At 42.1% G+C, this 12,906-nt stretch carries 6 protein-coding genes; 2 read left to right on the top strand and 4 right to left on the bottom strand.

All coding sequences use genetic code 11. The features are described from left to right. The first annotated feature begins 39 nt into the window (after nucleotides 1–39). On the top strand, nucleotides 40–1,326 hold the full coding sequence (locus NU887_RS12945) for a M20/M25/M40 family metallo-hydrolase (protein ID WP_258423804.1): 1,287 nt from the start codon (nucleotides 40–42) through the stop codon (nucleotides 1,324–1,326). A 19-nt stretch (nucleotides 1,327–1,345) separates the two neighbouring features. Here the strand turns inward: NU887_RS12945 and NU887_RS12940 are convergent, their stop codons facing one another. The 4 genes from NU887_RS12940 to NU887_RS12925 form a co-directional block, all read right to left on the bottom strand. Beyond that, entirely contained in the window at nucleotides 1,346–1,873 is a 528-nt protein-coding gene (locus NU887_RS12940; RefSeq protein WP_258423803.1) for a hypothetical protein, read from the bottom strand. 19 nt (nucleotides 1,874–1,892) lie between these two features. After that, nucleotides 1,893–3,527, bottom strand: a complete 1,635-nt coding sequence (locus NU887_RS12935; protein ID WP_258423802.1) for an ABC-F family ATP-binding cassette domain-containing protein — start codon at nucleotides 3,525–3,527, stop codon at nucleotides 1,893–1,895. A gap of 307 nt (nucleotides 3,528–3,834) precedes the next feature. Further along, nucleotides 3,835–9,798 (bottom strand): MopE-related protein, encoded by a 5,964-nt coding sequence (locus tag NU887_RS12930; protein ID WP_258423801.1) that lies wholly within the window; start codon nucleotides 9,796–9,798, stop codon nucleotides 3,835–3,837. Nucleotides 9,799–10,333: 535 nt separating this feature from the next. Then, on the bottom strand, nucleotides 10,334–11,869 hold the full coding sequence (locus NU887_RS12925) for a tetratricopeptide repeat protein (protein ID WP_258423800.1): 1,536 nt from the start codon (nucleotides 11,867–11,869) through the stop codon (nucleotides 10,334–10,336). 720 nt (nucleotides 11,870–12,589) lie between these two features. On the opposite strand from NU887_RS12925, the gene NU887_RS12920 reads away from it, so the two are divergent. Beyond that, the gene (locus NU887_RS12920; protein WP_258423799.1) at nucleotides 12,590–12,859 is read left to right on the top strand and encodes a hypothetical protein; all 270 of its coding nucleotides are present in this window, start codon (nucleotides 12,590–12,592) and stop codon (nucleotides 12,857–12,859) included. Nucleotides 12,860–12,906 lie beyond the last annotated feature (47 nt).

The raw sequence follows: 12,906 nt of genomic DNA, 5'->3' as shown, positions 1-12,906 counted from the left end.
TGAATTTATTCTAATTCGCTTGATTAAATCCCATCAAAAATGAAACTGAATCTGACCTTCCTTCTTGTATTTTCCCTGATAATTGGTAACCACGTCTTTGCACAGACTATCCAACCCAAATACCAAAAAGAAGTACAGGAACTGGCCAAGAAACCTGCCATACAAAAGGCATTTGATTACATCATCGAGATCGATGCGGTGACCATTCAGGATATGATTACACTCACAGAAATCCCGACGCCGACTTTCCACGAAAAGGAGAAAGGTATTGTCTATGCAGATATGCTGCGCAAAGCCGGGGCCGACTCCGTTTGGACAGATGAGGTAGGTAATGTAATTGCGCTGCGAAAAGGAACCAAATCGGACAAGACTATCGTGGTTGACGCGCATTTGGATACGGTTTTTCCCTTTGGCACTGATGTGAAAGTCAAACAAAGAGGCGATACCTTATTTGCTCCGGGAATCACGGATGCCAACAGGGCATTGGCGGTAGTGGTAGCTTTGGTCAAAACGATGAGCAGTCAAAACATCAGGACCGAAAGCGATATTTGGTTTACAGGTTCTGTTGGCGAAGAAGGTCTCGGAGACCTTAAAGGTATGAAGCATCTTTTTCGCGAAGGTGGGCAACCTATCGCTTCTTTTATTGCCATTGACGGTGGAGGATTGGAAGATATTGTCAATGGTGGAATTGGTTCGCTCCGTTACAGGGTAACTTTCAAAGGTCCTGGAGGACATTCTTATGGCGCTTTTGGGATCGGGAATCCACACAATGCACTCGCACAGGCAGTTGCTTCCTTTGTGCCAAAAGCCGATGAATTTACCAAAGAGGGTTTGAAAACCACCTACAGCATTTCGGTTTTGGGTGGGGGAACTTCGGTCAATTCCATTCCCTTTGAATCGTGGATGCTCGTGGACATGCGCTCCGAAAGTCAGGATAAGCTGAAGGGGATCAACCAAATATTCTTGGAATCCATGCAGGAAGGTTTGGCCAAGGAAAACAAAATCATCCGTAGAGGCGAAGCCCTGACTGTCGACATCGAAAAAGTGGGAGACCGTCCAAGTGGAATCGCATCACCTGAATCGACTTTGATCCAACAGACCATGGCCATCGCCGATTACCTGACAGGAGGAAAAAAACCTGAGCTGAGTTCAAGCTCTACCAACAGCAATGTGGCATTTTCCAAAGGAATTCCGGCAGTGACCATCGGCCGTGGGGGCATCGGATATGGTGCCCATAGCCTAGGAGAGTATTTCATCAACAAAGATGGCCACTTGGCTATTCAGCAGGCTTTGTTGCTTGTGTTGATGCAGGGAGGATGGAAGTAGGGTAAACTTAGGCCATTTTTCATATGTCGATAATCAGCAATGCACAAAATTCATTTTCATTTTTCTTTGTAGAAATTACTTCTTCTCCGTCACGCAATTTATAAAAACTAAGTCTGTCACTGATAAAATGCTTGTCATCTTCTTCGTCAAGATTGTTTTCTATAGCCCAAAGTCGTCCAAGTTTAGGTGTCTGAAATGAATACCAAAACCTAATACCTTTAATTTTTTCCTTTTGAAATTTGTCTGCAAGTAAAATCAAAGTTTTTATACCAAGCATAAAGGCTTTTTTATTGTCAGAAGTTTCTATAAGCCATTCAACGTGAAAGTGATTTTCGCTATCTTCAATTATGGATTGATTTTCCCATTCCTGCGTTGCTTGGTGAAGTTTGTCAAATGATTTTAAAGTTACACCAAGGTCTGTGATTAATATTTTGTCGGCTAGAATTTCTTGAACTTCTGTCGGTAAGTCTACCGAAAATGAAAAGTCGTCTGACAGATTGTATTCTATCAGTAGTTGCTTAAATATTTCGTTGTATACTGACTTCATAGGCCTAAAGCTAATAATTCTATTTTCTCTCCACCTCTCTCAAATTCTCCAATTTCTTATTTCTCAAAAATCCATTGATGTCTTCAAAATGTTCCTTCACCCGTTTGTTTCCAAATTCAAACACTTTTGTTACCAAGCCATCCAAGAAATCCCGATCGTGGGATACGATGATCAAAGTGCCGTCAAAAGCCTTCAATGCATCTTTGATGATGTCTTTGGTTTTCATATCCAGGTGATTAGTAGGTTCATCGAGGATCAGGAGGTTGACCGGTTCAAGAAGCAATTTGATCATCGCCAACCTCGTCTTTTCCCCACCGGATAGGACCTTTACTTTTTTGTTGATGTCGTCTCCCTTGAACATAAAAGCACCCAACAAATCCTTGATTTTGCCTCGGATTTCTCCCACAGCGATGTTATCTATGGTTTCAAATATGGTGAGACTTTCATCCAATAAAGAAGCCTGATTCTGGGCAAAGTAGCCGATCATGGCATTGTGGCCCAATTCACATTTGCCCTGAAAATCAATTTCTCCCATGATGGCCTTGATCATGGTGGATTTTCCTTCACCGTTTTTGCCTACAAAAGAGACTTTCTGACCTTGTTCGATGATCATGCTCGCATCCTTGAACACAACATGGTCACCATAGGATTTGGTAAGTTCTTCAACGATTACAGGATATTTTCCTGATCTGGGAGAAGGCGGGAAGCGCAACTTCAAGGCTGAGGTATCTACTTCGTCCACCTCAATAATTTCCATTTTTTCCAGCATTTTCACCCTTGACTGTACCTGAAGTGTTTTGGAATAGGTGCCCTTGAAGCGGTCGATGAATTCCTGAATATCGGCAATGGTCCGCTGCTGCTCTTCGAAATGCTTCTGTTGCTGCTCGCGGCGCTCCTTCCTAAGTACTAGGTAATGGCTGTATTTTGCTTTGTAGTCATAGATCCGGCCCATTGTTACTTCAATAGTCCTGGTGGTGATGTTGTCCACAAATGCCCGGTCGTGGGAGATGACCACTACGGCTTTTGCTTTTTGGGTCAAAAATTCCTCCAACCATTGGATGGATTCTATGTCAAGGTGGTTGGTAGGTTCATCTAAAAGGATCAAATCAGGTTTTTGCAAAAGTATCTTGGCAAGTTCGATCCTCATCCTCCATCCACCCGAAAACTCAGATGTCGATCTTTTGAAATCTTTTCTTTCAAATCCCAATCCCAAAAGTACTTTTTCTACTTCTGCTTCGTAGTTGACTTCCTCGATGGCGTAAAACTTTTCACTGAGTTCGGAAACCTGCTCGATGATTTTGTAGTAATCTTCGGAGTCATAGTCAGTACGAACAGTTAGTTCTTCATTGAGCCTTTCGATCTCGGTTTTCATGTCGAGGTAGGAAGCAAAAGCCTTGGATGTTTCCTCAAAAACCGTACAGTCATCTGCTGTCAACAAATGCTGCGGCAGGTAAGCGATCACCGCACCTTTTGGAGCGGAAACGCCCCCTGAGGAAGGCTTGGTCCCGCCGGCGATGATTTTGAGCATGGTGGATTTGCCGGCGCCGTTTTTGCCCATCAGGGCTATTTTGTCGTTTTCGTTGATGGAAAATGACACATCACTGAAGAGCGCTTTGCCGCCATGAATGACGGAGATATTGTCTACTGAAATCATGGATTCTAAAATTGAAGCCGCAAAGGTAAGAAATCGAAAGAACTTGTACGCTGTGGCGGATTGGAAGATCGGAAAATTTTGAAATTGGGGATGGGGTTTCAAAGTTATTAAGGTAACAAGGTTGAAAAGTTTCTACCTCAATTACCAATATCATTTTTAATTATGCCTTTTTAAACCAACTTATCAAACTCAGTTTTTAATTCCAAACAACACCAATTCATTTTTTTTGAGCCAGATGAACAATAAAAAGCCTCCAAAATCAAAACTTGACTTTGGAGGCTGGTATTTAAGTTTGCAGCTTTTCAGCTTACTTTTTCAGGAACTTGAATGTCTGGAGGTACCCGTTGGTATTTACCATTAGGACAAACATTCCCGGTTTCAACCTTAAATCTGAAATATCAAGCATCAGTGTACCATCTTCTGATTTAAGCTCCTGATTAAATAAGCGGACTCCTTTCAGGTCGTAAATACTGACTTCTAGATGCTCTTCTACTTGTCCCGAAAGCTCAAGATTGATAATCTCCGCAACAGGATTTGGATACATTCTGGTAATCCTTGGGATATCTCTTGCCTGAACTTCTTTCTCCATCACATCGGCATTCTCTTCAGGATTATCGGATTCGTCTGATTCTGCATTTGTTCCATCCATTCTGAATGCATCCGAAGTAATGGAGAATTTAATTGTCCTGGTTGAGCCCATAGTCCCTCTTCTATTGGATTGGGAATAAGGTGTAGCTTCTAGCGTATAGTTACCAACAGGCAGATTCCTTCCATTATAATTACCGTTTTTATCTCCAAAGAGCGCATATGGTGCCACATTTTCAGTTATTGTACGGTTTATTGGGCCGGAGATCCTGAGGAAAACACTTCCTACTACTGAAGGATTGGTGTTCGCCCTGATGTTCAGACTCAGTCCCTGAATCTGGCTTTGGCTGATCTGAAGACCGTCTGTCAAGGTTAAAATATCTGTATCCGTGCCTGCATTGATCAGGGTAAAGCTTCCAATACTTAGAGGAGAAGCATTGGTGACTGTCACCTCCGTAATGTCAAAGAAATTGCCATCCTGTGTCGTTGCAGTAATTATTGCCTCTCCTGGGCTTATTGCACTTACAAGCCCGGATGTACTTACGGTTGCCACTTCTTGGTCGGAAGTGGACCATACCACCGTCTTGTTGATTGCATTGGAAGGCAATACTGTTGCAGTCACTTGAAGGGTACTTCCAACAGCAATCGATGCAGTTGAAGGTGTGGTTGTTATTCCGGTCACTGAGACAGTTTCAGGAACAATGGAGAACTGAATAGTAGTGGTTGCGCCAACAGTTCCTCTTCTGTTGGTTTGCGTATAGGGAGTTGCCGTTAGGGTATAATTACCGGCAGGCAGTGAACGTCCGTTATAATCTCCGTTTTTATCCCCGAACAGCGCATATGGTGCCACATTTTCGGTTATCGTTCGGTTCACTGGTCCAGATAGGGTGATGAATACACTTCCTACCACCGATGGATTGGTGTTCGCCCTGATATTCAGACTCAGACCCTGAACTTGGTTCTGACTGACCTGAAGACCGTCGGTCAAGGTCAAAATATCTGTATTGGTGCCTGCATTGATCAAGGTGAAACTGATCATGTCATTATCGGGATCCACACAATCCGCTACACCATTATTATTGGCATCAGGGAAGCCTTCGTCTGTCTGCAAGTTGCAATTGTTATCGATACCATCGCATGCTTCGGATGCTCCAGGGTTGATGGCTGAATTGTCATCATTGCAGTCTCCTGTTGTAGCGGTTAGTTCACTTGAGAGTTTGTAGCCTTGAGGGCGTGTACACTGCGTCAAGGTGTTTCCGTTACTATAGCCATCATTATCTGTATCTTGATACCAGGTGCGCGATACCGTTATCGCAGCATTGGTATCATCACAATCGGTACCAAGTGTGGTGGCTTTATACCCGTTAGGTATTTCTTCTCCATAACATATTACCGCCTGACCATTATCATAACCATCATTGTCTGTGTCAATGAAGAAAGTTCCGTTACGATACTTTGTGGCATCGTTTGGTGCACAGTCATCTTCATCAGCTACTCCATCTTCATCTGTATCCGGCAATGCACATACATCGCTTGTAGCCAAGTTGCAGTCATCATCTTTTCCGTTGCCGCAGACTTCAGTTGCACCAGGGTTGATAGTTGCATCACTGTCATTACAATCTCCGTTTGTAGCAATTAAATCACTTTCTAGTCTGTAACCCAAAGGCTGCAAACATTGTGTAACGGTGGTACCTTCGCTGTAACCGTCATTGTCTGCATCTTGATACCAGGTGCGCGATACCGTTATCGCAGCATTGGTATCATCACAATCGGTACCAAGTGTGGTGGCTTTATACCCGTTAGGTATTTCTTCTCCATAACATATTACCGCCTGACCATTATCATAACCATCATTGTCTGTGTCAATGAAGAAAGTTCCGTTACGATACTTTGTGGCATCGTTTGGTGCACAGTCATCTTCATCAGCTACTCCATCTTCATCTGTATCCGGCAATGCACATACATCGCTTGTAGCCAAGTTGCAGTCATCATCTTTTCCGTTGCCGCAGACTTCAGTTGCACCAGGGTTGATAGTTGCATCACTGTCATTACAATCTCCGTTTGTAGCAATTAAATCACTTTCTAGTCTGTAACCCAAAGGCTGCAAACATTGTGTAACGGTGGTACCTTCGCTGTAACCGTCATTGTCTGCATCTTGATACCAGGTGCGTGATACCGTTATCGCAGCATTGGTATCATCACAATCGGTACCAAGTGTGGTGGCTTTATACCCGTTAGGTATTTCTTCGCCATAACATATTACCGCCTGACCGTTATCATAACCATCATTGTCTGTATCAATGAAGAAAGTTCCGTTACGATACTTTGTGGCATCGTTTGGTGCACAGTCATCTTCATCAGCTACCCCATCTTCATCTGTATCCGGCAATGCACATACATCGCTTGTAGCCAAGTTGCAGTCATCATCTTTTCCGTTGCCGCAGACTTCGGTTGCACCCGGCATGATAGTTGCATCACTATCATTGCAATCTCCGCTTGTACCTATTAAATCACTTTCTAGTCTGTAACCCAAAGGCTGTAAGCATTGTGTAACGGTGGTACCTTCGCTGTAACCGTCATTGTCTGCATCTTTATACCATTTAGTTACAGGATTGATTTCATTATCCAGATCATTACAATCAGTAGCGAAATTGGTTAATTCGGATTGAAGCTTATAATTTTCCGGCCTAGAACACTGCCTTAGGGTTTGACCATTTGTATAACCATCCCCATCTTGGTCTTTAAACCATAAGGTATTTGGATTGATTGATTCATCGTTATCATTACAATCTCCAACGGTTGATGTCAACTCTCTCAGAAGCTTATAATTTTCAGGGCGTGCACATTGTACAATAAAATTACCATTACTATAGTTGTCATTATCTAGGTCTGGATACCACCTTGTATTGGGATTTATAGCAGCATCCGCATCATTACAATCACCGCCTGGAACCACATTTCCTGCGCTTTTATACCCTGATGGCTGGAAGCAACTTTGCTGACTGGTACCATCACTGAATCCATCATTGTCGGCATCTTTATACCATAATGTACCTGGACTAACCGAGGCCTCAGTATCATCACAATCCACCGTTAAACCTGTTAATTCAGAAGCAAGTTTGCCTAATGTAAAGGTTGTTGAAAATACGCCGCCGTAAAAAAACTGAGGTCTGCTACAACCGGTTAGTGTCCTGTTACTTGGAAATCCATCACCGTCCCTATCTTCATACCAAACTGTGTTCGGATTAATATCTGCCCTACTGTCATCACAATCAGTATTGTTGGTCACATAATTCTCAGGTGCTAAACAGGCTTGTAGGCTAACAGAAGGGTTACCAAAACCATCTCCGTCTGAATCGAGGTAGAATGTAGAAGTTGACCCTTCATCAATCTGTCCATTACAATTGTTGTCTATACCATCGCATGCCTCGCTTGCACCGGGGTTGATGTTTGAATTGTTTTCATCGCAATCGCCGTTTGTCGCCGTCAATGCACTTGCAAGTCTGAAATTCGTTGGCTGCGCGCACTGTATTTGAGTGGTGCCATCGCTGTAACCATCATTATCTGCATCCTTGTACCAAACAGTGTTGGGGCTGATAGCTGCATTGTTATCGTTACAGTCGGTATTGTTGGTTACATAACCAATGGGTGGTGTGTTGCTGCAAAGTGTGGTACTGTTCTGGGGATTACCAAAACCATCGCCATCGTTATCTAGGTAGTATGTGATACTGGCTCCTTGTACGGTAACAATAGCTGTTGATTGGGCACTGTTGCCACTGTTATCTGTAACAGTAAGCGTAACAGTGTTGGTCCCGATATTTCCGCAGTCAAATGTTTTTTTGCTTACTGAAAGTGTAACAGGTCCACATGCATCTGTAGATCCATTGTCAACCGAATCATCAGTAATGCTTAAAGATCCATTTGCATCAAGTTGAACAGTTATATTTCTGGTTACAACGGTGGGGGGTGTAACATCAGCAACAACTACCTGCTGTGTTACTAAGGTGGTGTTTCCACTATTGTCTGCTATCGTCCATAAAACATCAGTTGTTCCAACAGTGAAGGTGTCCCCTGCAGGGATACGGGTAATGGAGGCGATGCCAGTATTATCGGTGGCCGCAGGGAGCGTTAAGTTGACAACCGCCGTGCATGGTGCACCATTTACGTTTACAGGTTGTGGCGTGGTAACCATAGGCGGCGTTACATCACGTACAGTTATGGTTTGTGTAAAAGTAGCGGTGTTGCCGCTGGCATCCGTTGCGGTCCACACAACAGCAGTTGTTCCAATACAAAATGACGATCCACTGGCTACGTTGCTGGTGATGGTTACGTTACTCCAATTATCAGTTGCTGCCGGGGTTGAAAGAGTAACAGCGGTACAATTTGGTGCGCCATTTACTGTAAGATTTTGTGGTGTGGTGGTGAAAGTAGGTGGCGTTACATCACGTACAGTTACATTTTGCGTTATCGTGGCGGTATTGCCACTGGCGTCAGTGGCCGTCCACACTACAGAAGTTGTTCCAATACAGAAGTTGTTGCCCTCGGGACTGCGGGTGATTGAAGTATTACCGCAATTGTCTGAAGCGGAGGGTGGTGTTAACGAAACGGTGGCACAATTCGGTGCACCGTTTACAGTAATATTTTGGGGTGTAGTGGTGAAAGCAGGGGGCGTCGCATCACGTACGGTAACTGTTTGTGTGGTAGTAGCGGTATTGCCGTTGACATCTGTTACCGTCCATACAACTGATGTAACTCCTACAGGGAAAGTGTTGGTACTTGGGTTGCGGGTGATGGAGGAGATACCACATGCGTCAAGTACAGGCGGTGTTGTTAAGGACACGTTTGCGGTACAATTGGATGTATTTACAACAACAGGCTGTGGTGAGGCGATACTCGGCGCAGTATTATCCACCACGGTTACGGTAGCCGAGGCATTAGAAATACTGCCATTGGCATCAATAACCGAGAGGGTAACAATGTTAGGTCCGATTTCATCACACGTAAAAAAAGTTCTGCTAAGGCTGAAGGAGATCGGGCCACAAGTTCCAGTGGAACCATTATTGATCTGGTCTGGTGTGATTGTGACATTGCCTCCGGATGATAACTGAACAGTAATATTGCGGGTAATTACTGAAATGGAACAACTAGGGTTGTCACCACCACCACCGCCACCGCCACCACCACAGTTATCAGGATCAGGGCAGGGAGTTACAAAATAATTGATTCCCCCTCCTTTACGTAATTCTTCCATCACTATTTCAGTACTGTTTTTGGATGTATTGGTCATAGATGGATTTGGGTTTTCCCATTGGCCACGGCAAACCTCAAATATCACTCTGGCTTTTTTAGGGGATACCAATTGGCTGAAAGAATTTGAAGGGACCTCAAAATTAAACCTCTCCCAACGGACAGTGGCATTTGTCGCTACCTTCATGAGGGGCGAAAAATTTGCCCGCAGGGTGGTGCCATTCCCTTTTATGGTCACATTTTCATTGATGTTTAGGATACTAGAAATAAGGGTCACCTCCTCAACGCCGGAAAACTCAATGACATCCCCATCCCGAGTCTGTTCTAAGGCATTTCTTAAACTTCCCAGACCGGCATCATTCCCATTGGTGACTGTAATTGTTTTGGCCGAAAGTGATTGGCCAATAAGACATAAGAAAAAGAGTAAAGTTGTTTTCATACTTCTTGGTTTTTATGTTCGGCTGTAAACCGAAATGGTTATCGTTAAAATAATTTATATGCGTGTCGAATTTTTTGAAAAAGGCACTTAAAATAACCTGTCTATTTTATTTAACTCTTCATCCTTAAAAAGAACTAAGCCTATAAAGCAACCCGGCTTTTTCAGCTGACCAAGCGATGATAATTTGGATATCGGCATTTATCACTTGATATTATCCGGTATTGCCTCAATCCGCTTTTCGAAAATGAAATACACAAAAAGGATGAGGATTAGGACTACGATAATCCATACAAAGAGTATCCAATCTTTCTTTTCCATAACTCCATCCAATAGTTAATCACGAAACAAGAAGTAAGTAATTTCAGGACGAACAAAGTTTTTGGGACGACAAAATACTGACAAGTGTATGTGAAAAGCTTAAATGCACCGGACAAAGACCGGACAGTAAAAAATGTAAAAAATTAATAATCAATAACTTATAAGTAAATAAACTTGTCTTAACAACGCCTCATTGTCTTATGAGCTTGCAAAGGGATCAAATACCCGAAATGTATTCGTCGAGATTGGTATCAGAACTGAATTGAAGTCGCTGCCTCAGGCGTTGCCGTGTTTTATGAACACTATCCACTGAGATACCTAGCATGGCAGCCATTTGTTTGCTGGTCAATTGGATGCGTGTAAGAGCGGCCATCCGCTGTTCGGCAACGGTTATTTCAGGTGCGGTTTTTTTTAGTTTCTGGAAAAAGGAAGGATAAATTTTATCGAAAAGTGATTTGAATTTCAACCAGTCATCTTCCGTTAGTATGGTTTGCTGACTTAATGCAGCAATAATCATTTGGTGTTCGGAGCTTGCGTTCTTGCCGTTTACCTGCTCTTCAAGCTTTTCAATTAGGTTGGTTTTCTCAATGATATGGGAGGTAAAGCTGTTAATTTGTTCTTTTGCTGATTGTATTTCCTGCTCCATCAGCATTTTTTCGCTTTCTGCTTTTTCGAGCGCCAGCTTGTTTTTCAATCTGCCCCTGTTTACGATCATTAATACAAAAAGACCCAAAGCAACAATTGCAGCAATTATTGTATTTCTAATGAATAACTGTCTTTCTTTTTCTTTATTTATTTTTTGAATCTTGTAACGGCTTTCCTCGCTGTTTAATCTTGCTTTAGAAATAGCAAGGCTGCTTGTAGCCACTTCTTTTTCCAGAGAATCATTTAGTAAAATATAGCGGTCGCTGTAATAAAATGCACTATCATAGTTGCCCAATTCCCGATGTATTTGTTTGAGGGTATAATAGGTATCACGCCGGTATTGTCCATTGGGCCAAAGTCTTAGTAGCCGAAGGGCTTCCTTTGCTTCGGCTAAAGCCGCAAGCTTATTTCCCCTGGCCAGATTTGCCTTGGCCATCCATTGAGATGCATTGGCAGCTTCGTTTAAAGCACTATCGAGCATACTATATTGGTATTCGGTTTGGAATAAGGCCCAAGCTGTATCAAAGTTAGCCTGTACATAGAGGATTCTACCAATATTGCCCAAAACCCTTCCTTCTAACCCTTTATCTTTATTATCTTTTGCTATTAGAAGTGCCTGATTCAGGTAGCTAATAGCAGAATCGTATTCGTTTTTTTTGGAAAAGCTGGAGCCAATCGTATTGAAAGCCCTAACCTTGAATTTATAGGGGGCATCATATTCGTTTTCATAATTGAGTATTTTCCAGGCAGCGATTCCTTTTTTGCCATAGTGAATCGATTCGTCATATTCCTTTACCTGAAGCAGCAATTCTCCCAGCTCAGTATATACAGGTGGCTCAAGGGGATAGTTTATCTTTTCAAAAAGATCCACTCCGTTTTTGGAGTACATCACCGCCCAGGCTATTTCTCCAAAATGAAGCATTCGGCGTGCGGAATAAAAGTTTACCCAACCTATCTTTCCTTCATTTTCAGTATGATATGCAGCTTCAAGAGCATCGGCGTACAGTTTCATCAACTGTTCTTTGATAGGTATTAATGCTTCTGCCCTACGATCCTTATACTTGTCATATCCGGCAAATTTATCGTAAATGACCTCTGCTTTGGCCATACAAAAATGGGTTTTGAAATAATGTCCCTTTGCCTCGGGGGAATTTTCAAGGGAATCCAAAAACTGAATTGCCCGAAGACTATCCACTTCAACCAATTGATCGATCAAACTTCCCAGGTAGTTAACTTCTTCATCCATATTGGTTTTATTTAATTCCACTGCCCACTTATCGGGGTCAAGTCCCAGTTTTTCGGGTTCCTGGGCCAATACAGGAGAGAAAAATCTTGTGAAGAGTAAAATTAAAAAACAGATTTGGGCGAAAGGGTTTCTCAGCATCATAAGGACTCCAAAAATAATAAAGAATTCAAAACAGGGTGTAAAGTTTTTAATCTGGTTTGTAGGAAAACCATTTGAAGATACTTTGGTTTTTTGACCCGATTAATGCTACTATTAAATCATTGGCATTTTAACCTAAAAATTGGAAAAAAAGAGTTTTAAGATTGATAAATTTAAAAATTGATAAAGTTTTAAGGTTATAAAGTTGGTTCGTCCACCGCAAAATTGAAATTTGGCCAAATGGCAAGTTTTATCAGAGGCACTTGTATTTAATATCTACCTTACTTTTTTATCTAAGTCTTAATTCAGGTAGACTTTTACCATAAGATGCTCCCAAAGTCTCCTGTCTCCTGTCTCAAATCTTAAGTCTCAATTAAAACAAAAACCATTTAAAATATGACTTAGGAATGGTTATTGTATGATTTATTGAAAAAATCAAATAAAATGGATAACAGAGAGAAATTAGTAAAAATGGATAGGGCTTTGATGTTGATGGAAGATCTCAAAAACAGTCAAATCGCCATGGTAGAAAAGGCCTCTCAACTTCAGGTAGATGCCATGCAGTTTAATTTTGGCGAAATGGAAAAAAACATAGGGGAATTGTTTTCCCGTTATAATGAATCTTTAGATATGGTCAATTCAGAAATTGAAAGATTTCAAACGAAAAGAGATCAGTTCGAGAAAAAACATCATTTGGATATCGTTGAAGAATAACCAATTCGCGATAAGTTTTTTGGATCAGTTTCCAATTAAAATTGAAA

Source organism: Aquiflexum gelatinilyticum (genome assembly GCF_024741135.1).
GTDB classification, from domain to species: Bacteria; Bacteroidota; Bacteroidia; order Cytophagales; family Cyclobacteriaceae; genus Cognataquiflexum; species Cognataquiflexum gelatinilyticum.
The sequence above is the reverse complement of the archived record's forward strand: the minus strand, read 5'-3'. Positions and strand labels throughout refer to the sequence as shown.

Coding starts and splice junctions, on each gene's coding strand:
- NU887_RS12945 (WP_258423804.1), top strand. CDS start 40: ATGAAACTGAATCTGACCTTCCTTCTTGTATTTTCCCTGATAATTGGT.
- NU887_RS12940 (WP_258423803.1), bottom strand. CDS start 1,873: ATGAAGTCAGTATACAACGAAATATTTAAGCAACTACTGATAGAATAC.
- NU887_RS12935 (WP_258423802.1), bottom strand. CDS start 3,527: ATGATTTCAGTAGACAATATCTCCGTCATTCATGGCGGCAAAGCGCTC.
- NU887_RS12930 (WP_258423801.1), bottom strand. CDS start 9,798: ATGAAAACAACTTTACTCTTTTTCTTATGTCTTATTGGCCAATCACTT.
- NU887_RS12925 (WP_258423800.1), bottom strand. CDS start 11,869: ATGGCCAAAGCAGAGGTCATTTACGATAAATTTGCCGGATATGACAAG.
- NU887_RS12920 (WP_258423799.1), top strand. CDS start 12,590: ATGGATAACAGAGAGAAATTAGTAAAAATGGATAGGGCTTTGATGTTG.